A 23,533-nucleotide genomic window follows, 5' to 3' on the forward strand; every position below is an offset into this window, starting at 1 on the left:
CACTCATGACTCGTACCAAGACGACCCTGCTGGTGGCCCTGGGGCTGCTCGCCGGAGCCTCCGGAACGGCGTTCGCGGCCCTGCCCGGCGGCTCGGGCGCCGCCGTCGCCGCCGTGCCCTGTGCCGTCGACTACAAGATCCAGAGCCAGTGGGACACCGGCTTCACCGCCGCCGTGACCCTCACCAACAACGGCGCCGCCAAGTCGGCCTGGTCGCTGAAGTGGTCGTACGGCGGCAACCAGAAGGTCACGAGCGGCTGGAGCGCGAAGATCAGCCAGAGCGGCACCGCGGTCACCGCGGCCAACGAGAGCTACAACGGCGCGCTCGCGACCGGCGGCACGGTCAGCTTCGGCTTCAACGGCACGTTCAGCGGCACCAACTCCGTCCCCGCCACCTTCACGCTCGACGGCGTCACCTGCAACGTGGACGACGGAAGCGGCGGCAGCGGCGGCGGCACCGGTGGGGACACCGGCGGCGGAACCGGCGGCGGAACCGGCGGAGACACCGGTGGGGGCACGGGCGGCGGAGACGGCGGCGGAGGCACCGGCAGCCGCGTCGACAACCCCTACAGCGGAGCCAAGGGCTACGTGAACCCGGAGTGGTCGGCGCACGCCGCCGCCGAACCGGGCGGCAGCCGCGTCGCCAACCAGCCCACCGCCGTGTGGCTCGACCGGATCGCCGCCATCAACGGCGTGAACGGCGGGATGGGCTTGCGTGCCCACCTGGATGAGGCACTCAAGCAGAAGGGCTCGGGCGAACTCGTCGTCCAGCTGGTCATCTACGACCTTCCCGGCCGCGACTGCTCCGCCCTCGCCTCCAACGGCGAACTGGGCCCGAACGACATCGACAAGTACAAGACCCAGTACATCGACCCGATCGCGTCGATCCTCTCCGACGCCAAGTACGCGGGCCTGCGCATCGCCACCGTCATCGAACCCGACTCGCTGCCCAACCTGGTCACCAACGCGGGCGGCACCGCGGGCAGCACCGACGCCTGCGCGACCATGAAGGCCAACGGCAACTACGAGAAGGGCGTCAGCTACGCCCTCGACAAGCTGGGCGCCATCCCGAACGTCTACAACTACATCGACGCCGGCCACCACGCCTGGCTCGGCTGGGACTCCAACCTCGGGCCCACCGTCCAGGAGTTCTACAAGGTCGCCACCACCAACGGCGCGAGCGTGAACGACGTGACGGGCTTCATCGTCAACACCGCCAACTACAGCGCCACCAAGGAGCCGTACTTCAAGGTCACCGACAGCGTCAACGGGCAGACCGTGCGCCAGTCGAAGTGGGTCGACTGGAACCAGTACGTGGACGAGCAGTCCTTCGCCCAGGCACTGCGCGACAAGCTCGTCGCGTCCGGGTTCAACAGCAACCTCGGCATGCTGATCGACACCTCCCGCAACGGCTGGGGCGGCTCCGCCCGGCCCACCAAGTCCGGCCCGCTGACCTCCGTCGACGACTACGTCAACGGCAGCCGCATCGACCGGCGCATCCACGCCGGCAACTGGTGCAACCAGAACGGTGCCGGCCTCGGGGAACGGCCGACCGCCGCCCCGGCGGCCGGGATCGACGCCTACGTGTGGGTCAAGCCCCCGGGGGAGTCGGACGGAGCCAGCTCCGCCATCTCCAACGACGAGGGCAAGGGCTTCGACCGGATGTGCGACCCGACCTACGGCGGCAACGCCCGCAACGGCAACAACCCCACGGGCGCGCTGCCGAACTCGCCGCTGGCCGGGCACTGGTTCTCCGCTCAGTTCCAGCAGCTGATGCAGAACGCCTACCCGCCGCTGCCGTAGCGGGGTGAGCGTCCGCCGGGGCCGGACCGCAGCGGTTCAGACCGCGCCGGTCAGACCCCGGCGGATCGCGCGCTCCACCGGTGAGTAGGCCCCGTCCGGCCGGTCCAGCTCGTACGGCACGGCCGGGTGCAGCGGGGGCTGCGCCAGGAAGCGCGGCCGGGTGCCGTGGTGCGGCTGGGCCGCGTGCACCAGGAACGGGTGACAGAGGTAGACGTCGCCGGGGCGGCCCGTGGCATGGGCGAGGGGGCGGTGGGCCGAGGCCGCCGCCACCTGGGGGCCCAGCTCCAGGAAGGACGCCCCCGCCTCGCCGTACGGCCGGAGCACCGCGGGCACGTCCAGGTGCGAGCCGACCCGGATCCGGGTCGGGGCGTCGGCCTGGGTGACCTCGCTGAACAGGAACAGCATCAGCAGCGCGCGGTCCCGGGAGCGCAGGTTGGTGTGGTAGTGCGCCTGGCCCTCGGGGAGGTAGCTGCCTTCGATGTGCCACCCCGCGTCGTCCGGTTCCTCGGGGTGCGGGAAGCGCAGCGGGAAGGTGCCCAGCGAGTAGCGCGGCTCCCAGCGGCCGGGGCCCACCAGCGCGTCGAACGCGTCGTGCAGCACCGGGGAGTTGGCCGCCGCCGCGAACGGGCCCTGGGCCATGCCGCCCACCCACACCACCGGGTCCTTCCAGGTGGCGCGGTCCTCCGGGTCGTAGCCCGTCTCCCGCCACAGCAGCCGCGCGCAGTCCGCGGCGACCCGTGGCGGGACGGCTCCCTCGATCTTCACGAACCCGTCCGCGACGAAGCGTTCCACCAGATTGTCGTCCACGGGCCCATGGTCGCCGGTGACCTTGCCGGTACGCATCCCGTTTTTGCCGCATCGGCAACACCGCTGGCCTCCGCCGGGCGTGCCGTCGCACCCTGACCGCATCCGGAAGAGAGGCTGACCACCATGGCGCACGACCACCACCACGACACCGGGCACCGGCACGGTCACGGGCACCACGGCACGGACATCGACTGGAGCGAGATGGGCCCCCTGCTGGAGACGCAGGCGGAGCTGTTCGCCCCGGTGTACGAGCGGGCCATGGCGTGGCTCGCGCGGGAGGTGACCGAGCCGGGGCTGATCGTGGACGCGGGCAGCGGGCCGGGAGTGGTCGCCTGCCTGTTCGCCGAGGCGTTCCCCGGGGCCCGGGTCGTCGCCGTCGACGCCGCCGCGCCCCTGCTCCAGCGCGCCCGCGCCCGGGCCGTCCGCCGGGGCGTCGCCGACCGCTTCGACACCGTCACCGGCGAACTGCCCGACGTGCTGGACCAGCTGGAGTACCCGGCCGACCTGCTGTGGGCCAGCCGCAGTCTGCACCACCTCGGTGACCAGCGGGCGGCGCTCACCGCGTTCGCCGAGCGGCTCGCCCCCGGCGGCACGCTGGCCCTCCAGGAAGGCGGTCTGCCCTCCCGCTTCCTGCCCCGGGACATCGGGATCGGCCGCCCCGGACTACAGGCGCGGCTGGACGCCCTGGAGGAGGAGTGGTTCGGCCGGATGCGCGCCGGCCTGCCGGGCTCCGTCGCCGAGACCGAGGACTGGCCCGCCCTGCTGACCGCCGCCGGCCTCAAGCCCGCCGGGACCCGCACCTTCCTGCTCGACCTGCCGGCCCCCGTCACCGACCGGGCCCGCGCCTACGTCGTCGCGCACCTGTCCCGGCTGCGCGAGGGCATCGGCGACGCGCTGGACGCGGACGACCGCGCCACCCTCGACCGGCTGCTGGACCCGTCCGACCCGGCGAGCGCGCACGTACGGCCGGACCTGTTCGTCCTGTCGGCACACACCGTGCACACGGCGGTCCGCCGGGGCTAGGTGTGCTGTCCCGACAGGGTTCAGGCCCGGCGGGGCTTGACTTCGAGTGGTCTCCAAGTGATGGACTCCGGGCTCTTCGACACCGCGAGACACACCACGCAGGGGGACCTCATGAACGACGCTCCGGTCGCGCTCATCACGGGCGGGGGCAGCGGGATCGGCGCCGCCGTGGCGCGGCGACTGCTGGATGCCGGGCACCGGGTCACCGTGACCGGGCGCGCAGAGCGACGGCTGCGGGACCTCGCCGAGAGCCTCGGACGTCCCGAGGGACTGCTCACGGTCGCCGGTGACGCGTCGGCGTACGACGACGTACGGAACGCGGTCGACCGCACGCTCAAGGCGTACGGCCGACTGGACACCGTCGTCGCCAACGCCGGTGTCGCCACCCACGACAGCGTGGCGGAGGGCGACCCGTCCGGCTGGACCGAGATGGTCCTCACCAACGTCCTCGGTCCCGCCCTCCTCATCCGCGCCTCCGTCGACGCGCTGAAGGAGACGCGCGGCCGGATCGTCCTCGTCGGCAGCGTCGCCGGGTTCGTGAACACCCCGGGCAATCTCTACGGCGCCACCAAGTGGGCGGTGACCGGTCTCGCCGAGAACACCCGGCGCCAGGTCACGGAGTTCGGGATCGGTGTCACGCTGGTCGCCCCCGGCCGGGTGGAGACCCCCTTCTGGGACGGCTACGGCAGCCTGCCCCCGGGGCACCTCCTCACCGCCGGCCAGATCGCCGACTCGGTGGTGTGGGCGATCCGGCAGCCGGCCGGGGTCGATGTCAACACCGTCGTCGTCCGCCCGCTGGGCCAGCCCAACTGACGGACGACCGGCCTCAGTTGTTGGCGATGAACTGCTTGGCCAGCTGGTCCCCGAGGGTGACCGCCGCGCTGTGGCTCTCGATGGGGGAGACCGTGGAGTTCTTGAACAGGATGTAGGTCACGCCCGAGTCGGCGCCGCCGGTGGCCGGGTCCGGGTCGATGCCGAGCGCCTTGGCGGTGGCGTACGACGCCTCGCCGATGATCTGCGTGGGGCCGGTGTCGCCGACGACGGCGTACTCGACCTTGTTGTTGTAGATGACGGCGACCACACCGCCGCCCTTGATGCCGGAGTTGGAGTAGTTCCAGATGCTGCTGGTGCTGGGCACGACGACGTACGGCAGGGTCTCCGCCTTCAGCGGCTTGCCGTCGGACTGGTGGAAGGCGGTGTCGTCCTGGTACCAGGGGTCGCGGTTCTCGTTGCAGTTGGTGGTGCGCTGTCCGTCGCAGTCGATGTCCATGTCGGCCTTCCAGAACACCGCGCCGTTCTTGCCGCACACCGGGACCGTGGCCGACGTCTCCTCGTCCGTGCGGTACTTGCCGTTGGAGATCTGCGAACAGGACGTCACCTTGGCGAGCAGGTCGGCGGCGCTGACCGTGCCCTCCTGCGCGGACCTGGGGGAGGCGGCGGCGGAGGCGTGCGCGGGCAGGAGGCCGGCGGCGAGCAGGGCGGTGCCGGAGGCCGCGGCGAGGGTGAGGGTACGGAAACGCATGTGGGGGACCCTTCTGTTAGGAAAGTTTCCTTACCGGGTGCCGTACACGGTGACGTCTTCGCCATGCTCCCGTCAACCCTGCTGTTGCGAACGGCCGAATCCTGTGCGTATTGCGGTGAGTTCCCTCGCCGGTAAGACTGGACGAGACGGACATGTCGCGTTCTGTCCGGCACTGTCGGAGGTCCCCTTACCCCGGAGGTGAGGCTCATGTTCGTCCGCGCGGTGTACGCGACCGGTGATCCGGCACTGCTGGACACGGCCATCCGATCGGTGAACAGCGAGGGCCGGGACCTGCTGGAGGAACGCCCCGGCTACCGCGGCGCGGGCGTGTTCGCGGACCGGGAACTCGGCAAGCTCTTCACGGTGAGCTGGTGGGAGACCGAGGAGGCGCGGCGGAACAGCGACGCGGTGATGCGCGAGCGGCGCAGGGGGCTCCTGGAGCCCTTCGCCGGCACCCTGGCCGTCGCCGAGTACGAGGCCGCCGTGTTCCACGAGGTCAGGCATCCGCGGCAGGGCGGGGGACTGCGGGTCACCAGGATGGAGTTCGACCCGCGCGACGCCGACCTGGTCGTCGACACCTTCCGGGCCACGGTGGTGCCGAGGTCCGAGTCGCTGCCCGGACTCGCCGAGACGACCCTGCTGATCGACCGGGAACGGGGACGGGCCATGACCGGTTCCCTGTTCCTGGACCGCGCCTCCCTGGGCGCCTCGCGCGCGGCCGTCGCGGGCCTGCGTCACGCGGTGTCGGCCAAGGCGCACGCGGACGTGGTCGGCCTGGAGGAGTTCGAGGTCGTGCACGCGGATGTGCGCTTCGACTGAGCGGGCGTGTCGCGGGGCGGCGAACGGCACACGGCCGTGCGCCCCGCCGCGGTGCGGGGCGCACGGCCGTGCCGGGTGGTGCGGGTTTCGCGTTCCGGGCCGGCTGTCAGACCACGTCGTAGACGGCCGGGTCGGGACCCAGCCGCCGGTCCTCGTTGAGCGCGCTGATCGCGGCGAGGTCCTCGTCGTCCAGGCTGAAGTCGAACACCTGGATGTTCTCCTTGATCCGGGACGGCGTCACGGACTTCGGGATCACGACGTTGCCGAGCTGGATGTGCCAGCGCAGCACGACCTGGGCCGGGGTGCGGTTGTGCTTCTGCGCGATGGCGACGATCGCCGGCACCTCCAGCAGGCCCTTGCCCTGGCCGAGCGGCGACCAGGCCTCCGTGGCGATGCCCTGCTCCGCGTGGAACTCGCGCGCCTCGCGCTGTTGCAGGTGCGGGTGCAGCTCGATCTGGTTGACCGCGGGGATGACCGAGGTCTCCTCGATCAGCCGCCGCAGGTGCTCGGGAAGGAAGTTGGAGACGCCGATGGCGCGGACGCGGCCGTCGGCGTGCAGCTTCTCGAACGCCTTGTAGGTGTCGATGTACGTGCCCCGGGACGGCAGCGGCCAGTGGATCAGGTAGAGGTCGACGTAGTCGAGCCCCAGCTTCTCCAGCGACGTGTCGAACGCGCGCAGTGTGGAGTCGTAACCGTGGTCACCGTTCCAGAGCTTGGTGGTGACGAAGATGTCCTCGCGGGGCAGGCCGGAGGCGGCGATGGCCTTGCCAGTGCCCTCTTCGTTGCCGTAGATCGCAGCGGTGTCGATGCTGCGGTACCCGGCCTCCAGCGCCGTGGCGACGGCCCGCTCGGCCTCGTCGTCCGGCACCTGCCAGACGCCGTAGCCCAGCTGGGGCATCTCGACGCCGTTGTTGAGGATGATCGGGGGGACCTTGCTGCTCACGAGCCTCTTGATCCTTCGCTTGTCGACAAGGTGGTACTCCCATCCTCAACGATCACGGCCCGCTTCGCATTCCTGACCGCGGAATCCGCGGGCATCAGCTTCGGTAGAGGGCCTCGACCTCGTTGGTGTACGCCTTCTCGATGGCCTTCCGCTTCAGCTTCAGCGACGGTGTCAGCAGGCCGTGTTCCTCGGTGAACGGCTGGGCCAGGATGCGGAAGGTGCGGATCGACTCGGCCTGGGAGACGAGGGTGTTGGCGGCGACCACCGCCCGCCGCACCTCCGTCTCCAGGTCCGGGTCGCGCACCAGCCTGGCCGGGGTCATCCTCGGCTTGCCGCGCATCTGGAGCCAGTGTTCGACCGCCTCCTGGTCGAGGGTGACCAGGGCCGCGATGTACGGGCGGTCGTTGCCGACGACGATGCACTGGTTGACCAGCGGGTGCTCGCGGACCCGCTCCTCCAGCACGCCCGGGGAGACGCTCTTGCCGCCGGAGGTCACCAGGATCTCCTTCTTGCGGCCGGTGATGGTCAGATAGCCGTCCTCGTCCAGGGAGCCGAGGTCGCCGGTGGCCAGCCAGCCGTCGTGCAGGGTCTGGTCGGTGGCCTTCGGGTTGTTGAGGTACCCCTGGAAGACGTTCGCGCCGTGCAGCCAGATCTCCCCGTCGTCGGCGATGTGCACGGTCGTGCCCGGGATGGCCTGGCCCACGGTGCCGTAGCGGGTGCGCTCGGGCGGGTTGGCGGTCGCCGCGGCCGTCGACTCGGTCAGGCCGTATCCCTCGTAGATCTGCACGCCCGCGCCCGCGAAGAACAGCCCCAGCCGGCGGTCCATCGCCGATCCGCCCGACATCGCGTTGCGGATCCGGCCGCCCATCGCGGCCCGGACCTTCGCGTACACCAGCTTGTCGAAGAGCTGGTGCTGCATCCGCAGCCCCGCCGACGGGCCGGGCCCGGTGCCCCACGCCTTCGCCTCGACCGCCTCCGCGTATCTGACGGCGACGTCGACGGCCTTCTCGAACGGCCCCGCCTTGCCCTCCTTCTCGGCCTTGCGGCGGGCCGCGTTGAACACCTTCTCGAAGATGTACGGCACCGCGAGGACGAACGTCGGCCGGAAGGCGGCCAGGTCGGGCAGGAGGGCGGCGGCGTGCAGCTGCGGCTGGTGCCCGAAGCGGACCCGGCCGCGGATCGCGGCGACCTCCACCATCCGGCCGAAGACGTGGGCCAGCGGCAGGAACAGCAGCGTCGACGCCTCGTCGCCCTTCTTCGAGTGGAACACCGGCTCCCAGCGCTGGATCACGGTGTCCGCCTCGAACATGAAGTTGCCGTGGGTGATCACACAGCCCTTGGGGCGGCCGGTGGTGCCGGAGGTGTAGATGACGGTGGCCACCGAGTCCGGGGTGACCGCCTCGCGGTGCCGGTGCACCACCTCGTCGTCCAGGTGGGCCCCGGCGTCGTACAGCTCCTGCACGCAGCCCGCGTCCAGCTGCCACAGCTGGCGCAGCCGCGGCAGCCGGTCGATGACGGTGGCGATGGTCATCGCGTGGTCCTCGTGTTCCACGATCGCCGCGGTCACCTCGGCGTCGTAGAGCATCCAGAAGCACTGTTCGGCCGAGGAGGTGGGGTAGACGGGCACCACCTGGGCGCCGATGGTCCACAGGGCGAAGTCGAACAGGGTCCACTCGTAGCGGGTGCGGGACATGATCGCGACCCGGTCGCCGAAGCGGACGCCGCGGGCCAGCAGCCCCTTGGCGAGGGCCATGACCTCGTCGCGGAACTCGGCGGCGGTGACGTCCCGCCACCGTCCCGAGTCGTCCTTGCGGCCGAGCGCGATGTGCAGCGGGTCGGTCCGGGCATGGTCGAAGACGACGTCCGCCAGACCGCCCACCGGCGGCGGCGACGCCAACGGAGGGTTGGTGAACTCGCGCAACCTCGCTCCCCGTGTTCGCGCCTCAGTGACGTTGGTCCACGCACCGCACAGCGCCGTGAAAGCTACCCCACCCGGTCGGCGTGCGGGAGGGGTGCGGAAACCGAGCAAACCTCACGTTCCGCCGGGACGGTGACCCCGAAATGCCCGCACATGGGGTAGGGCGGACACAACTACTGACCGGTCAGTAAGTTTCGGTGCCGTAATCTCCACCGAATCTGTACGCCCCGATTACGGTGCCGGGGGCGCGGCGGCGCGGGCGGGTCAGCCGCCCCTGCGCCGCAGCCGCTCGCCGCCCGCCAGGACCGCCGCCGCCAGCGCGTCCGCGGCGGCCTCGGCCGGGCCCCGGCGGTGGCCGTGGACGAGGACGAAGTCGACCTTGCCCAGCTCGGGCAGGCCGGCCCGGTCGGGCAGCCGGAACAGGCCCGGCGGGATCAGCCGCCGGGAGTGGGCCATCACCCCGAGGCCGGCGCGGGCCGCCGCGATCAGCCCGCTGAGGCTGCCGCTCGTGCACACGATCCGCCAGTCACGGCCCTGCCGCTCCAGCACCTCCAGCGCGCGGGCCCGGGTGATGCCCGGCGGCGGGTACACGATCAGCGGAACGGGCCGGTCGGGCTCCAGCCGCAGCCGCTCGGCGCCGATCCACACCAGGTCGTCCCGCCAGACCAGCTCGCCGCGCGGGTCCCCCGGGAGCCGTTTGGCCAGCACCAGGTCGAGCTTGCCGGCGGCCAGCCGCTCGTGCAGGGTGCCGGACAGCTCCACCGTCAACTCCAGGTCGACCTCCGGATGGTCGTAGCGGAAGGCCTCCAGGATCTCCGGCAGCCGGGTCAGGACGAAGTCCTCCGAGGCGCCGAAGCGCAGCCGGCCACGCACGCGCGTGCCGCTGAAGAACGCCGTCGCCTGCTCGTGCACCTCCAGGATCCGGCGGGCGAACCCCAGCATCGCCTCGCCGTCCTCGGTCAGCTCCACCGAATGGGTGTCCCGCGAGAAGAGCTGCCGGCCGGCCGCGTCCTCCAGCCGCCGCACATGCTGGCTGACCGTGGACTGGCGCAGCCCCAGCCGCCGGGCGGCCTGCGTGAAGCTCAGCGTCTGCGCCACCGCGAGGAAGGTGCGCAGGTGCGTCGGTTCGTACACGACGCCGAGCCTAACGGTCATCGCGCCACATGATGACAGTCAGAGCGGTGTGCGGGATTCCCGATCAATGGTACGAGGAGGACAATCGACGGGGGCCCTACGGCCTCGCGACCGCACGTCACCCACAGCAATCGGAGCACCGTGAAACGCCTGCGCTGGCCGACCTGGATGCCGATCGACCCGTACATCGTGCTGCTGCTCGGCACGGTCGGTCTCGCCGCGCTCCTGCCGGCCCGGGGCACCGCCGCCGACGTGAGCTCGGGTGCCTCCACGGCCGCCATCGGGTTCCTCTTCTTCCTCTACGGCGCCCGGCTGTCCACCCGTGAGGCGCTGGGCGGGCTCAAGCACTGGCGGCTGCACGTCACCGTGCTGACCTGCACCTTCGTCGTCTTCCCGGTGTTCGGCCTCGCCGCGCGCGGGCTGGTGCCGGTGCTGCTGACCCAGCCCCTCTACCAGGGCCTGCTGTTCCTGACGCTGGTGCCGTCCACCATCCAGTCGTCCATCGCGTTCACCTCGATCGCCCGGGGCAACGTGCCCGCCGCGATCTGCGCCGGGTCCTTCTCCTCCCTCGCCGGCATCGTCCTCACGCCGCTGCTCGCGGCGGGGCTGCTCGGCGGTGAGGCGGTCGGGTTCTCCGCCGACTCGGTCGTGAAGATCGTGCTCCAACTGCTGGCGCCGTTCCTCGCCGGGCAACTGCTGCGGCGCTGGATCGGCGGGTTCGTCACCCGGCACAAGAAGGTCCTCGGGCTGGTCGACCGCGGCTCGATCCTGCTGGTCGTCTACACCGCGTTCAGCGAGGGCATGAACCAGGGCATCTGGCACCAGGTCAGCCCCGTGCGGCTGGCCGGACTGCTCGGCGTCGAGGCCGTCCTGCTGGCCGTGATGCTGGCGCTGACCTGGTACGGCGCCAAGGCGCTCGGCTTCGGCCGGGAGGACCGGATCGCCATCCAGTTCGCCGGGTCGAAGAAGTCCCTCGCCTCCGGGCTGCCGATGGCGAGCGTCCTGTTCGGCAGCCACGCCTCGCTGGCGGTCCTGCCGCTGATGCTCTTCCACCAGATGCAGCTGATGGTGTGCGCGGTCATCGCCAAGCGGCGCGCCCGTGACCCGGAGGCGGCCACGGACGCGCCCGACGCGTCAGCCGCGCACGCGGTTCAGGGGCAGCCACAGGACCGTGTCCTGCGGTGAGCGCAGCACCTGAGGATCGGCGAGTTCGGCGTCGGTGAGCGCCCGGTCCCAGACGCGCACCTCGTCCAGCGCGCCGGTGAAGAAGGCGCGGCTGTCCATGCGCTGACCGAGGTGCACGCCGAAGGGGGAGTTGCGGCTGACGGAGCCCGGCACATCGGCGGCGGAGGACAGCGCACCGTCGACGGACAGCGACAGCAGACCCCCGCCGCGGCGGAGCACGGCATGGTGCCACCGGCCGTCGTTGTACGCGGTGCCCGTGGACACGGACGCGGTCTGCGGCGGGGTGGCTCCGTTCCGCACGGTGATCAGCCCCCGCACCCGGTTGTTCGCCGGCTCCCCGCGCAGCCACACCTGCGGCTGGCTGGTGCCGATCCCGCCCATCCACAGCAACGGCTGCTCCCCGGCCGCCGCCGTGTACCGGAACCACAGCGACACCGAGAAGTCCTTCGTGCCCAGCGGGAGCCCGGTGCGGTACGGCAGGCGTACGGCGTCGTCGGTGCCGTCGAACTCCAGCGCGCCCCCGGACACCCCCTCCGTCGCCTCCGGCCCGCCCAGCACCGCCGCCGGGCGGGCGCGCGGGGCGAGGTCGGCGGTGACCGGGTCGGGACCGCGGCGCGGGGCCGGCCAGTCCTCGGTGAAGCGGGCGAAGCGGATCTCGTCGCGGGCGTCCACGGCGCCGCCCTCGTACAGCAGGCCGATCGTCCCGGAGTCGACCCGCACCAGGTCGGAGTAGCCGGACCAGTCCGTGGTGACGACCGTGCCGCGGTCCACGCCGTCCCAGGTGCGGCCCCCGTCGTAGGAGGAGCGGATCATCATCGTGCGGCGCCGGTCGGGGTCGCCGGGGCAGGCCAGCAGCAGGCGGTCGCCCAGTTGCAGCAGCGACCCCTGCACCTGCGGGGTGTACAGGTCCGGCAGGTCGCGGAAGGGCGCGGTGAAGCTGCCGCCGCCGTCGCGGCTGACGGCCTGGGTGCGGTGGCCGAGGTCGGTGCCGTCCTGCTCCCGTCCGCTGACCAGGACCGAGCCGTCGCCGCGCTCGGCGAGCGTGAGCTCGGAGGGCTTCTGCCGGAAGGTGCCGTCGGCGGCGACGGGCCAGGTGTCGGTGGCGCCGATCCGCCAGTGGCCGCCGTGGTCGTCGCTGACGATCAGGGCCGCGTGGTTGGCGGTGACCCGGCTGCCGTCCCAGGTCTCGGTGTTCACCCCGAAGACCAGGCGTCCGGCGTGCCGGCCGCGGGTGAGCTGGATGCCGTGCACGGGACCGGTGGCGTACCAGGAGTTCCAGTCGGCGGGCAGGATCTCGGGGCTCAGATCGCGCGGCGGGGACCAGGTCCGGCCGCCGTCGTCGCTGTACTGGAGGTGCGGGGTGCGGTCGCAGGGGACCGAGCAGCCGGCGCTGTCCGTACGGCCCGTGTTGTACGTCTGGGCCAGCCAGACCCGGCCGGTGACGCGGTCCACGACCGGGGCCGGGTTGCCGTGGGTGTCGCCGGCGCCCTCGTTGACCACCTGCAACGGGCCCCAGGTGCGCCCGCCGTCGGTGGAGCGCTTGAGCACGATGTCGATGTCTGCCGCGTCCCCGCAGTTCAGGACCCGGCCCTCGGCGAACGCCAGCAGGGCGCCGTCGGCCGTCCTGACGACCGCCGGGATGCGGAAGCACGCGTAGCCCGGGTCCTGGGCGGCCTTGAACAGCACCTGCTGTTCGAACGCCGGGGAACCGCCCGCCGGCTGGGCGTGCGCCGGATGAGCGGGGAGGAACGGCAGGACCGTTCCGGCCGCCGCGAGGGCGGCGATGGCGAGTGCGGATCCGAGACGGGCGCGAAGACCTGACGGCACGTGCGACCTGCCCTTCGTCGGCCGGACATCTGGACATCCGGACATCCCACGTCCAACGTGCGCTCCATGAACGGTAGTTGGCAGTGGCGCGGGTCACAAGGAGCGTGCGGACGGTTACGGGCGCAGGACGACCTTGCCGAGGTTGGCCCGGCTCGTGATCACCTCGTGCGCCGCCGCCGCGTCCTCCAGGGCGAACTCCCCGTGCACGACGGGCTTCAGGGCACCCTCGGCGAACAGCCGCCACAGCTCCTGCCGCCACCGCTCGTACAGCTCCGGCTGGCCGCGGGCGATCAGCGCCATCTGGAAGCCGATCACCGACTTGGCCCCCACCAGCAGGTCGTACGCCTTGATGGTGCCGCCGCCCGAGCTGTAGGCGACCAGGCGGCCGTGCGGGGCGAGCGCGGCGAGGGCCGGGGTGAGCAGGTCGCCGCCGACGGCGTCCAGGACGCAGTCCACGGGATCGCCCCAGCTCTCGTCGCCGTACCGCACGCAGTCGTCCGCGCCGAGCGAGCGCACGAACTCCGTCTTGGTCCGACCGGCCACGGCCTCGGTCCGTCCCGGGCCGGACACGGCTCCGCGTACCAGCCCCGCGCCCCGCGCCCGCGCCAGCTGCACCGCCAGATGCCCCACGCCACTGGCCGCCGCGGTGACGAGGACCGACTCTCCCGGTGCCGGGCGGGCCGCCTCCAGCGCTCCCCAGGCCACCAGACCGCTGCGCACCAGCGCCACCGCGGTCACGGCGTCGGCGCCGTCCGGCACCGGTGAGGCCATGGCCTCGTGCAGCAGGGCGTACTCGGCGTACCCGTGTCCGAAGCACAGCCCGGTCACCCGGTCGCCGGGGCGGAAGCGGGTCGCGCCCTCGCCGGCCGCGACCACCTCGCCCGCGATCTCACCGCCCAGCGGCACCGGCTCCGCGGTCTCGGTCACCTTGCGGACCACCGGCAGGGTGACGCCGACGGCCGCGCAGCGCACCAGCAGCTCACCGGGGCCGGGCGCGGGGACGGGCACCTCCTCCACGAACAGGGGGCCACCGGTGGACTCGTACCGGACGCGACGCATCGAACCTCCAGGGACCGGGCGCACCCGGCGCAAGCGATCGTGGGGAACACCCATGAAATCGTTGGGAGCCCCAACGGTAGAGCACAATTCATGGGGAAGTCCAACGATTCTTCGGCTAGGCTGCCGTCATGGCCGAAGCACCCCTGCCCGCGATCCGCTCCCTGCCCAGCTGGCTCCTCGGCCGGGCCGCCGCGCGGGGCCGTGCCCTGGTCGCCGGGGCCCTCGCGGCGGAAGGGCTGAAGATGTGGCACCACGTCGTCCTCTCCGCCGTCCGCGACCTCGCCCCGGTCGCCCAGGCGGACCTCGGCCGCGGTGTGCGCCTCGACCCGAAGGACGTGGTCGGCATCCTGAACGACCTCCAGTCCGCCGGTCTGGTCGAGCGCGCCCCCGACCCCCGCGACCGGCGCAAGAACGCCGTGTCCCTCACCGAGGAAGGCGCCCGTCTCCTCGTGCGCTGCGAGAAGGCAGCCCGCGAGGCCAACGACGAACTGCTCGCCCCGCTGTCGGCCGCCGAACGCGATCAGTTCATGGACCTGTTGATCCGGATTTCCGGCACGGACGGCTGACGGCGGCTAACGTTCCGTCATGACCGCAGCTCCCGTGCTCGATCCGCAGCGCACCGCCCTCCTCCTCGTCGACCTGATGGACCGTGTCGTCGCGCTGCCCCTGGAACCCCGCAAGGGCACCGAAGTGCTCGCTGCCGCGGAGGAGTTGGCGACCACCTTCCGCCGCGCCGGTGCCCTCGTCGTCCTCGTGCGGGTGGAGCGCCCCGCCGTAGCAGAACAGCCGCCCGGCAGCGGGCTGGTGCCCGGCCTGCGCCGGGACGGCGACCTGGAGGTCGTCAAGCGGACCCTCGGCGCCTTCCAGGGCACCGGCCTGGACGAGCGGCTGCGCGAACGCGGCATCACCACCCTGGTGTTCGGCGGCATCGCCACCAACCTGGGCGTCGAGTCCACCGCCCGCGCCGCCGCCGACCTCGGCTACGACCTCGTCTTCGCCGAGGACACCATGGCGGCGTTCACCGCGGCCGAGCACGAGGCGTCGGTACGCCTCGACTTCCCGAGACTGGGCACGGTGACGAGGTCGACGGACGTCAGCTTCGCCTGAACAGCCCCCCCGGCAAGGGGCAAGGGCCCACCAAGTCCGGCCGTCCCCACGCGCCGGCCGCGAACAGAGCCGCAGGGGGCGCGCCGGTCCCGGCACCGGCTGAGGCGCCCCCGGAGGCGAACGCGGCGGAAAGACCTGTCAGCCCTGGGCAGCCGGCTCCCGCAGGGCGATCCGGTCCTGGCCCGCGTACACGTTCATCGAGCTGCCCCGCAGGAAGCCCACCAGGGTCAGCCCCGTCTCCGCGGCCAGGTCCACCGCCAGCGACGACGGCGCCGACACGGCCGCGAGCACCGGGATGCCCGCCATCACCGCCTTCTGCGCCAGTTCGAAGGAGGCCCGGCCCGAGACCATGAGGATCGTCCGGGACAGCGGCAGGGCGTCATTCTGGAGCGCCCGGCCGATCAGCTTGTCGACCGCGTTGTGCCGGCCCACGTCCTCCCGGGTGTCCAGCAGTTCGCCTTCCTCGCTGAACAGGGCAGCCGCGTGCAGGCCCCCGGTCCGGTCGAACACCCGCTGGGCCGCCCGCAGCCGGTCGGGCAGGCTCGCCAGCAGTTCGGGGGTGACCCGGAGCGGGGGAGTGTCGGCGATCGGCCAGCGCGCGGTCGTACGGACGGCGTCCAGGCTGGCCTTGCCGCACAGTCCGCACGAGGAGGAGGTGTAGACGTTCCGTTCCAGCGTGAAGTCCGGGAGCGTGACGTCCGGCGCCGTCTTCACGTCGACCACGTTGTACGTGTTGGAGCCGTCCGCCGTCGCCCCGGCGCAGTAGACGATGTTCTGGAGGTCGGACGCCGTGGCCAGCACGCCCTCGCTGACGAGGAAGCCGGCCGCGAGCGCGAAGTCGTCGCCGGGAGTGCGCATGGTGATCGCGAGCGGCTTGCCGTTCAGCCGGATCTCCAGAGGCTCCTCGGCGACGAGCGTGTCCGGCCGAGTGGAGACCGCCCCGTCCCGGATACGGAGGACCTTGCGTCGTTCCGTGACTCGTCCCATGGTCTTATCAGCCCCGGTTCTGTACGTGCTGGTAGCCGAAACGGCCCTTGATGCAGAGGTTGCCGTGGGTCACCGGGTTGTCGTGCGGTGAGGTGACCTTCACGATCTCATTGTCCTGCACATGGAGGGTGAGCGCGCAGCCAACCCCGCAGTACGCGCACACCGTGGTCGTCTCCGTCTGCCGCGACTCGTCCCAGTCTCCGGCCGCCCGCAGGTCGAACTCCCGCTTGGCGGACAGCGCCCCGGTCGGGCACACCTCCACGCAGTTGCCGCAGAACACGCAGGCCGAGTCGGTCAGCGGCGCGTCGTGCTCCACGGCGATCCGCGCATCGAAACCGCGCCCGGCGACCGAGATCGCGAAGGAGTTCTGCCACTGGTCGCCACAGGCGTCGACGCACTTGTAGCAGAGGATGCACTTCGCGTAGTCGCGCACGTACAGCTCGTTGTCGATCTTCGGTTCGTCGTTCAGGCGGGCCGCGTCGGGACCGAAGCGGTCCGGCTCCGCCTCGTACTCCTTGATCCACTCGGCGGCCCGCGGTGTCGTCGACAGGTCGGCCGAGGAGGCCAGCAGCTCCAGGACGATCTTCCGGCTGTGCCGGACGCGCTCGGTGTCCGTGCGCACCTCCATGCCGGGCTCGGCCCGGCGCGAGCAGGCCGGCACCAGCGTCCGCGACCCCTCGACCTCCACCACGCACACCCGGCAGGCGTTCTTCGGGCGGAGGGTGTCGCCCTGGCACAGCGTCGGGACGTCCTTGCCCGCGGCCCGGCAGGCGTCGAGGACGGTGGCGCCCTCGGGAACCCGGGCCTCCTGCCCGTCGAGCGTGAACTCGACCAGCCGGCGCGGCACCCCGATCGGTATCGCGGTCATGAGTAGGCCCCCAGACGGTCGATGGCGGATTCCACGGCGTTCCACGCGGTCTGTCCCAGGCCGCAGATCGAGGCGTCCCGCATCGCCCGGCCGACCTCCCGCAGCAGGGCGATGTCGTCCGCGGCGCCGGCGCCGGTGCGGTCCGCGATCCGGCGCAGCGCCTCCTCCTGCCGCACCGTGCCGACCCGGCAGGGCACGCACTGGCCGCAGGACTCCTCCCGGAAGAACCGGGCGATGCGCAGCAGCAGCCGGGGCAGCGGCACGGTGTCGTCGAAGGCCATGACCACCCCGGAGCCCAGCGAGGTGCCCGCCTCCCGGGTGCCTTCGAAGGTGAGCGGGAGGTCCAGCTCGTCGGGCCGTACGAATCCGCCGGCCGCCCCGCCGAGCAGCACCGCCCGCAGCCCCGCGCGCACCCCGGCCAGGCTCAGCAGCTCGCCCAGCGTGGCACCGAACGGCAGCTCGTACACCCCGGGCCGGCCGACACTGCCGGAGACGCAGAACAGCTTCGGTCCGGTGGAGCGCGCCGTGCCGATCGCCGCGTACGCCGGGGCGCCCATGGTCAGGATCGGCAGGACGTTGACCAGTGTCTCCACGTTGTTCTCGGCGGTCGGCTTGCCGAACAGGCCCTTCTCCACGGGGAAGGGCGGCTTGCTGCGGGGCTCGCCGCGGTGGCCCTCGATGGAGTTGAACAGGGCGGTCTCCTCGCCGCAGACGTAGGCGCCGGCGCCGCGCCGGATCTCGATGTCCAGGTGGTAGCCCTGGCCGAGGATGTCGTCGCCGAGCAGACCGCGGGCACGGGCCTGGTCGATCGCGTGCTGGACCCGGCGGACCGCTCGCGGGTACTCACCGCGGATGTAGACGAAGGCCCGGTGCGCGGAGACCGCGTACGAGGCGATGGTGATCGCCTCCACGAGCGCGAACGGATCGCCCTCCATCAGCACCCGGTCCTTGAAGGTTCCGGGCTCGGACTCGTCGGCGTTGCACACCAGGTAGTGCGGGTGGTCCGGCTGGGACGCCGTGGCCTGCCACTTGCGGCCGGTGGGGAAGGCGGCGCCGCCGCGTCCGACCAGGCCCGCGTCGGTCACCTCCCGGATCACCCCGGCCGGGCCGAGCGCGAAGGCCCGGCGCAGGGCCGTGTAGCCGCCGTGCGCCCGGTAGTCGTCCAGCGAGGACGGGTCCACCGCGCCGACCCGGCGCAGCAGCGTCAGCGAGGGGTCTCCCGCCTGCGGCACCGCCGCCACGGCCGGCGGCTCCTCGGGCGCCGCGTCCGGTGCGCCCGCCGCGTCGACGGCCTCCGTCACGGAGGCGGGCGCCGACACCGCCGTGCGCACCGGGTCGCCGGCCCGGACCGCCAGCGCGGCCGGGGCGCGTTCGCACAGGCCCAGGCAGGGGCCGCGCTCGACGGCCACCCCGCTGCCGGGGCCGAGCCGCGCCTCGATCCCGGCGCACACCTCCTCGGCGCCGGCGGCCATGCAGGCCAGGTCGGTGCAGACGTGCAGGACCGTCGCGGGGCGCGGCCGGACGGAGAACATGGCGTAGAAGGTGGCCACCCCGTACGCCTCGGCCCGCGGCACGGTCAGTCTGCGGCACAGGTAGCCGAGGCCGCCCTCGCTGATCCAGCCGACGCGGTCGTTGAGGGCGTGCAGCCCCGGCAGCAGCAGATCGCGCCGGTCGCGGGCCGCCCGTCCACCTTGTGCCCACCGCAGGTCGGCGTCGGTGCGGTCCGCGCCCTCCCAGGCCGATTCCGGGGGGCCCAGCAGCGCGTCCACGGCGGCGCGTTCCTCGTCCGTCGGTGTGCTGTCGCCGAAGTGCAGGTCCACGAAGGTCACCTCACATGGGTCGCTTGGGGCAGCTTCTCGATCCGGATCGCCGACGCCTTGAACTCCGCCGTCCCCGCGATCGGGCAGTTCGCCTCGATGGTCAGCCGGTTGGTGTCGACCTCGTCGGGAAAGTGCATGGTCATGAAGGCGAGGCCGGGGCGCAGGGCCGTGTCGATCCACACGGGGGCCACGACCGAGCCCCGCCGTGAGGAGACCCGCACCTCCTCGCCGACGACGACCCCGTACCGCTCGGCGTCCTCCGGGCACAGCTCGATGTACTCGCCGCGCCGCAGCGGCGAGGGGAAACCGCCGCTCTGCACACCGGTGTTGTAGGAGTCCAGCCGTCGGCCGGTGGTGAGCCGGAGCGGGTACTCCTCGTCGGTGAGGTCCACCGGCGGATCGTGCTGCACCAGCCCGAACGGCGCCGGCCTGCCCCGCCGCCCGGGATCCGGCTCCCACAACCGGCCGTGCAGGAAGGGGGGTTCGAGCTCCTCGGTGCTGGGGCAGGGCCACTGGATGCCCTGGTGCTCCGCCAGCCGGCGGTACGTCATCCCGTAGTGGTCCGGGGACACCGACCGCAGCTCGTTCCACACGGCCTCCGCGTCGGCGTACTTCCAGTCGTGGCCCAGCCGGGCGGCCAGTTCGCAGATGATGTCGATGTCCTCGCGGGCCTCACCGGGCGGGGTGACGGCCCGCCGCACCCGCTGCACGCGCCGCTCGCTGTTGGTGGTGGTGCCCTCGGTCTCCGCCCAGCCGGCGGTGGCGGGCAGGACCACGTCCGCCAGTTCGGCGGTCTTCGTCAGGAAGATGTCCTGGACGACGAGGAAGTCCAGCGCCTTCAGGCGGCGTACGGCCTGGTCGCCGTCGGCCTCCGACTGGGCCGGGTTCTCCCCGACGCAGTACACCGCGCGCAGTCGGCCGTCCTCCATGGCCTCGAACATCTCCGTCAGGTTCAGCCCGTAGTGCGGCTGGATGACGGTGTCCCAGGCCGACTCGAACTTCAGCCGGACGTCCGGGTCGAGGATGTCCTGGAAGCCGGGCAGCCGGTTGGGGATGGCGCCCATGTCGCCGCCGCCCTGCACGTTGTTCTGCCCGCGCAGCGGCTGGAGCCCGGAGCCGTAGCGGCCGACGTGGCCGGTGAGCAGGGAGAGGTTGATCAGCGCGCGCACGTTGTCGGTGCCGTTGTGGTGCTCGGTGATGCCGAGGGTCCAGCACAGCTGGGCCCGCTCGGCGCGGGCGTAGGCGTGGGCCAGTTCGCGTATGGCGCGGGCCGGTACGCCGGTCACCTTCTCGGCCAGGGACAGCGTCCAGGGCTCGACCAGCTTGCGGTACTCCTCGAAGCCGGTGGTCGCCCGCCCGACGAACGCCTCGTTCACCAGTCCGGCGTGGATGATCTCCCGGCCGATCGCGTGCGCCATCGGGATGTCGGTGCCGACGTTCAGCCCGAGCCAGCTCTCCGCCCACTCGGCGGTGGACGTCCGGCGCGGGTCGACGGCGTACATCCGGGCGCCGCCCCGGATGCCCTTCAGCACGTGCTGGAAGAAGATCGGGTGCGCGAAGCGGGCGTTGGAGCCCCACATCACGATGACGTCGGTGTGCTCGATCTCCTCGTACGACGACGTGCCGCCGCCGGAGCCGAACGCGGCCGACAGCCCGGCGACACTGGGCGCGTGACACGTCCGGTTGCAGGAGTCGACGTTGTTGGTGCCCATCACCACCCGCGCGAACTTCTGCGCCACGTAGTTCATCTCGTTGGTGGCGCGGGCGCAGGAGAACATCCCGAACGCACCCCGGTTGCGCGCGAAACCCCGGGCGGCGCGGTCCAGCGCCTCCTGCCAGCTCGCCTCCCGGAACGGCTCGTCACGCGAGTCGCGCACCAGGGGGCGCGTCAGCCGGGTGTAGGTCTTCGGTTGCCGGTTCCTCATGCGGCGCTCCTCAGCGCGAGCAGGTCCGAGATGGCGTGCACGGTGCGCAGGGTGGGCACCTCCACGCCGGTGATCTCCGCGAGTTCGACCACGGCGGCGAGCAGCACGTCCAGCTCCAGCGGTTTGCCGCGCTCCAGGTCCTGGAGGGTGGAGGTGCGGTGGTCGCCGACGCGTTCCGCACCGGCGAGCCGGCGCTCGATGGAGACGCCCACCTCGCAGCCGAGGGCCTCGGCGACACAGAGCGTCTCGCGCATCATCGTCTCGATGACCCGGCGGGTGCCGCCGTGCCGGCACATCTGCCCCATGGTGGCCCGGGCCAGGGCGCTGATCGGGTTGAAGGAGATGTTCCCGAGCAGCTTGAGCCAGATGTCGTTGCGCAGGTCCGGTTCCACGGGGCACTTCAGCCCGCCGGCCCGCATCGCCGCGCTCAGCTCCAGGCAGCGCGCCGAGAGGCTGCGGTCGGGCTCGCCGAGGGAGAACCGGGTGCCCTCCACGTGCCGCACCACGCCGGGCGCCTGGAGCTCCGTCGCCGCGTAGACGACACAGCCGACGGCCCGTTCGGGGGCGAGGACCGCGCTGACGGCGCCGCCCGGGTCGACGCTCTCCAGGCGGTGGCCGTCGTGGGGGCCGCCGTGCCGGTGGAAGTACCACCAGGGGATGCCGTTCTGCGCGGCCACCACGGTGGTGCGCTCGTGCAGCAGGGGTGCGATCAGCGGCCCGCACGCCGCGTACGCGGTGGCCTTCAGGCCCAGGAAGACGTGGTCGACCGGGCCGACCTCGGCCGGGTCGTCGGTGGCGCGGGGGTGCGCGGTGAAGTCGCCGCGCGGGCTGACCACTTGCACGCCGTGCCGCCTCATGGCCGCGAGATGCGGTCCACGGGCGATGAGGTGCACGTCGGCGCCGGCGCGGTGGAGCGCGGCACCGACGTAGGCGCCGATGGCACCGGCGCCGAGGACTGCGACTTTCACAGGGACGCTCCGTTCGGTGTGAGGGATACCGCGGAGGTGAGGACGGGAGCCGGCGGAGACGTCGGTATCCTGTCGACGAAATATTGTCTACAGTATGGAGTTACCGTCAGCAAGGGTTCGTGCGGCGACCGTTGAACGGTTCGTGCGGCAACCCGTCGGACGTCCGCCCGGCGGCCGACCGCTGAGCGCAGCGCGCATACCGTTCACCGCATACGGTCGACGGCCGCCTTCTCAACTCCCGCGCCCGGCCCTACCGTCCGGCGTCATGAGCAGTCCCCCTGTCGCACCCCCGGGCTGGAGCCGCTGGCTCGTCCCGCCCGCCGCACTCTCCGTCCACCTCTCCATCGGCCAGGCCTACGCCTGGAGCGTGTTCAAGCCGCCGCTGGAATCCGCGCTGGGTCTCGACGGCACCCAGAGCGCGCTGCCCTTCCAGGTGGCGATCGTGATGCTCGGCCTGTCGGCCGCGTTCGGCGGCACGCTCGTCGAGCGCAACGGCCCGCGCTGGGCGATGACCGTGGCCCTCGTCTGCTTCTCCTCCGGCTTCCTGATCTCCGCCCTCGGCGCCCGGACGGAGCAGTTCTGGCTGATCGTCCTCGGCTACGGCTTCGTCGGCGGGATCGGCCTCGGCATCGGCTACATCTCGCCCGTCTCCACCCTGATCAAGTGGTTCCCGGACCGGCCGGGCATGGCCACCGGCATCGCCATCATGGGCTTCGGCGGCGGCGCCCTGATCGCCTCGCCGTGGTCGGCCCAGATGCTCGAATCCTTCGGCTCCGACAACGATGGCATCGCCCTCGCCTTCCTGGTGCACGGACTGTCGTACGCCGCCTTCATGACCCTCGGCGTCCTCCTCGTCCGCGTGCCGCGCACCGAGAAGCCCGTCGAGAGCGGGCCGAGCGCCGTGGACGGCGTGCAGGTCTCGGCCCGCCAGGCCGTGCGCACCCCGCAGTTCTGGTGCCTGTGGGTCGTGCTGTGCATGAACGTGACCGCCGGCATCGGCATCCTGGAGAAGGCCGCGCCGATGATCACGGACTTCTTCGCGGACAGCTCCACCCCCGTGTCGGCCTCGGCCGCGGCCGGCTTCGTCGCGCTGCTGTCGGCCGCCAACATGGCCGGCCGCATCGGCTGGTCCTCCACCTCCGACCGGGTCGGCCGCAAGAACATCTACCGCGTCTACCTCGGCGTCGGCGCGCTGATGTACCTGCTGATCGCGCTGTTCGGAGACACCTCGAAACCGCTGTTCGTGCTGTGCGCGCTGGTGATCCTCTCCTTCTACGGCGGCGGCTTCGCGACGATCCCCGCCTATCTGAAGGACCTCTTCGGCACCTACCAGGTCGGTGCCATCCACGGCCGGCTGCTGACCGCCTGGTCCACGGCCGGCGTGCTCGGGCCGCTGATCGTCAACTGGATCGCCGACCATCAGGAGTCGGCCGGCAAGCACGGCTCGTCGCTGTACGGGCTGTCGTTCGGCATCATGATCGGCCTGCTCGTCGTCGGCTTCGTCGCCGGCGAACTCGTCCGCCCCGTGCACCCCCGCCACCACGTCCCCGCCCCGAGGGAGGCCGCAGATGCCCAGCGACAGCAGCCCGCCTAGCCGCAGCGGCCTGATCGCCTTCGCCTGGCTGTGGGTGGGCACACCCCTGGCCTACGGCCTGTACGAGCTGGTGCGGAAGGCGACCCAGCTGTTCACCGGATGAGACGCCGGGCGCCCGGGGGCCTGAGGGAAGCCGACAATCCGGGCGCCCGATTCCTGTGGCTTCACCTGCCGTCGTACTCGCGAGTCACTGATCAGACTGTGGATCCCGCTACCCACGGCACG

21 protein-coding genes are annotated in these 23,533 nt (G+C 72.0%); 9 read left to right on the forward strand and 12 right to left on the reverse strand.

What is annotated here, in order from left to right:
• The first annotated feature begins 5 nt into the window (after positions 1 to 5).
• Positions 6 to 1,802 carry a glycoside hydrolase family 6 protein gene (locus AQJ11_RS05950; protein WP_059262109.1) on the forward strand — a complete coding sequence of 599 codons (1,797 nt, stop codon included), beginning with the start codon at positions 6 to 8 and terminating at the stop codon, positions 1,800 to 1,802.
• 36 nt (positions 1,803 to 1,838) lie between these two features.
• Here AQJ11_RS05950 and AQJ11_RS05955 read toward each other — a convergent pair whose 3' ends face one another.
• Positions 1,839 to 2,609: a phytanoyl-CoA dioxygenase family protein gene (locus AQJ11_RS05955; protein WP_208616448.1), complete on the reverse strand. Its 771-nt coding sequence runs from the start codon at positions 2,607 to 2,609 to the stop codon at positions 1,839 to 1,841.
• Between the two features lie 123 nt (positions 2,610 to 2,732).
• Here AQJ11_RS05955 and AQJ11_RS05960 point away from each other — a divergent pair, with 123 nt between their 5' ends.
• Together AQJ11_RS05960 and AQJ11_RS05965 are read left to right on the forward strand one after the other, a co-directional pair.
• Positions 2,733 to 3,632 carry a class I SAM-dependent methyltransferase gene (locus tag AQJ11_RS05960; protein ID WP_059262111.1) on the forward strand — a complete coding sequence of 300 codons (900 nt, stop codon included), beginning with the start codon at positions 2,733 to 2,735 and terminating at the stop codon, positions 3,630 to 3,632.
• A 111-nt stretch (positions 3,633 to 3,743) separates the two neighbouring features.
• Positions 3,744 to 4,445, forward strand: coding sequence for an SDR family oxidoreductase (locus AQJ11_RS05965; protein ID WP_059262279.1), 702 nt, complete (start codon positions 3,744 to 3,746; stop codon positions 4,443 to 4,445).
• A 13-nt stretch (positions 4,446 to 4,458) separates the two neighbouring features.
• Here AQJ11_RS05965 and AQJ11_RS05970 read toward each other — a convergent pair whose 3' ends face one another.
• Positions 4,459 to 5,154, reverse strand: coding sequence for a glycoside hydrolase family 75 protein (locus tag AQJ11_RS05970; protein WP_014676056.1), 696 nt, complete (start codon positions 5,152 to 5,154; stop codon positions 4,459 to 4,461).
• Between the two features lie 207 nt (positions 5,155 to 5,361).
• On the opposite strand from AQJ11_RS05970, the gene AQJ11_RS05975 reads away from it, so the two are divergent.
• Entirely contained in the window at positions 5,362 to 5,973 is a 612-nt protein-coding gene (locus AQJ11_RS05975; RefSeq protein WP_014676057.1) for a hypothetical protein, read from the forward strand.
• Positions 5,974 to 6,079: 106 nt separating this feature from the next.
• On the opposite strand, the gene AQJ11_RS05980 is transcribed toward AQJ11_RS05975, so the two are convergent.
• From AQJ11_RS05980 to AQJ11_RS05990, 3 genes are all read right to left on the reverse strand, one after another.
• Positions 6,080 to 6,916, reverse strand: a complete 837-nt coding sequence (locus tag AQJ11_RS05980) for an aldo/keto reductase (RefSeq protein WP_059262112.1) — start codon at positions 6,914 to 6,916, stop codon at positions 6,080 to 6,082.
• A gap of 94 nt (positions 6,917 to 7,010) precedes the next feature.
• Positions 7,011 to 8,837 carry an AMP-dependent synthetase/ligase gene (locus tag AQJ11_RS05985; protein WP_058082736.1) on the reverse strand — a complete coding sequence of 609 codons (1,827 nt, stop codon included), beginning with the start codon at positions 8,835 to 8,837 and terminating at the stop codon, positions 7,011 to 7,013.
• 261 nt (positions 8,838 to 9,098) lie between these two features.
• Positions 9,099 to 9,968, reverse strand: coding sequence for a LysR substrate-binding domain-containing protein (locus tag AQJ11_RS05990; RefSeq protein ID WP_014676060.1), 870 nt, complete (start codon positions 9,966 to 9,968; stop codon positions 9,099 to 9,101).
• Between the two features lie 141 nt (positions 9,969 to 10,109).
• Between AQJ11_RS05990 and AQJ11_RS05995 the strand changes: the two genes are divergently transcribed.
• Entirely contained in the window at positions 10,110 to 11,153 is a 1,044-nt protein-coding gene (locus AQJ11_RS05995; RefSeq protein WP_079082232.1) for a bile acid:sodium symporter family protein, read from the forward strand.
• Here the strand turns inward: AQJ11_RS05995 and AQJ11_RS06000 are convergent.
• Both AQJ11_RS06000 and AQJ11_RS06005 read right to left on the reverse strand, forming a co-directional pair.
• Positions 11,103 to 12,980, reverse strand: coding sequence for a sialidase family protein (locus AQJ11_RS06000; RefSeq protein WP_059262113.1), 1,878 nt, complete (start codon positions 12,978 to 12,980; stop codon positions 11,103 to 11,105). The two genes, AQJ11_RS05995 and AQJ11_RS06000, sit on opposite strands and share 51 nt — an antisense overlap.
• A 114-nt stretch (positions 12,981 to 13,094) precedes the next feature.
• Positions 13,095 to 14,039, reverse strand: coding sequence for a quinone oxidoreductase family protein (locus AQJ11_RS06005; RefSeq protein ID WP_059262114.1), 945 nt, complete (start codon positions 14,037 to 14,039; stop codon positions 13,095 to 13,097).
• Positions 14,040 to 14,167: 128 nt separating this feature from the next.
• On the opposite strand from AQJ11_RS06005, the gene AQJ11_RS06010 reads away from it, so the two are divergent.
• The gene (locus AQJ11_RS06010) at positions 14,168 to 14,605 is read left to right on the forward strand and encodes a MarR family winged helix-turn-helix transcriptional regulator (RefSeq protein ID WP_059262115.1); all 438 of its coding nucleotides are present in this window, start codon (positions 14,168 to 14,170) and stop codon (positions 14,603 to 14,605) included.
• Positions 14,606 to 14,624: 19 nt separating this feature from the next.
• Positions 14,625 to 15,146, forward strand: a complete 522-nt coding sequence (locus tag AQJ11_RS06015; RefSeq protein WP_175252315.1) for an isochorismatase family protein — start codon at positions 14,625 to 14,627, stop codon at positions 15,144 to 15,146.
• 138 nt (positions 15,147 to 15,284) lie between these two features.
• On the opposite strand, the gene fdhD is transcribed toward AQJ11_RS06015, so the two are convergent.
• Genes fdhD through AQJ11_RS06040 form a run of 5 tightly spaced genes read right to left on the reverse strand, consistent with a single transcriptional unit; the run spans position 15,285 to position 21,714 of the window.
• Positions 15,285 to 16,133, reverse strand: coding sequence for a formate dehydrogenase accessory sulfurtransferase FdhD (fdhD, locus tag AQJ11_RS06020; protein ID WP_059262116.1), 849 nt, complete (start codon positions 16,131 to 16,133; stop codon positions 15,285 to 15,287).
• Between the two features lie 7 nt (positions 16,134 to 16,140).
• Complete coding sequence (locus AQJ11_RS06025) at positions 16,141 to 17,001, reverse strand: 2Fe-2S iron-sulfur cluster-binding protein (protein WP_059262117.1); 861 nt, start codon at positions 16,999 to 17,001, stop codon at positions 16,141 to 16,143.
• Positions 16,998 to 18,821 carry an NADH-ubiquinone oxidoreductase-F iron-sulfur binding region domain-containing protein gene (locus AQJ11_RS06030; RefSeq protein WP_059262280.1) on the reverse strand — a complete coding sequence of 608 codons (1,824 nt, stop codon included), beginning with the start codon at positions 18,819 to 18,821 and terminating at the stop codon, positions 16,998 to 17,000. Before AQJ11_RS06030 ends, AQJ11_RS06025 begins: the two co-directional genes overlap by 4 nt.
• 5 nt (positions 18,822 to 18,826) lie before the next feature.
• Complete coding sequence (locus AQJ11_RS06035; RefSeq protein WP_059262118.1) at positions 18,827 to 20,746, reverse strand: molybdopterin oxidoreductase family protein; 1,920 nt, start codon at positions 20,744 to 20,746, stop codon at positions 18,827 to 18,829.
• Positions 20,743 to 21,714 (reverse strand): 2-dehydropantoate 2-reductase, encoded by a 972-nt coding sequence (locus AQJ11_RS06040; RefSeq protein ID WP_059262119.1) that lies wholly within the window; start codon positions 21,712 to 21,714, stop codon positions 20,743 to 20,745. Before AQJ11_RS06040 ends, AQJ11_RS06035 begins: the two co-directional genes overlap by 4 nt.
• Before the next feature lie 265 nt (positions 21,715 to 21,979).
• Here AQJ11_RS06040 and AQJ11_RS06045 point away from each other — a divergent pair, with 265 nt between their 5' ends.
• Both AQJ11_RS06045 and AQJ11_RS52095 read left to right on the forward strand, forming a co-directional pair.
• Positions 21,980 to 23,308: an OFA family MFS transporter gene (locus AQJ11_RS06045; RefSeq protein WP_014676070.1), complete on the forward strand. Its 1,329-nt coding sequence runs from the start codon at positions 21,980 to 21,982 to the stop codon at positions 23,306 to 23,308.
• Entirely contained in the window at positions 23,283 to 23,411 is a 129-nt protein-coding gene (locus tag AQJ11_RS52095; RefSeq protein WP_014676071.1) for an MFS transporter small subunit, read from the forward strand. Before AQJ11_RS06045 ends, AQJ11_RS52095 begins: the two co-directional genes overlap by 26 nt.
• The last annotated feature ends 122 nt before the right edge of the window (positions 23,412 to 23,533 follow it).

The sequence above is a fragment of the Streptomyces corchorusii genome (assembly GCF_001514055.1).
GTDB classification, from domain to species: domain Bacteria; phylum Actinomycetota; class Actinomycetes; order Streptomycetales; family Streptomycetaceae; genus Streptomyces; species Streptomyces olivaceoviridis.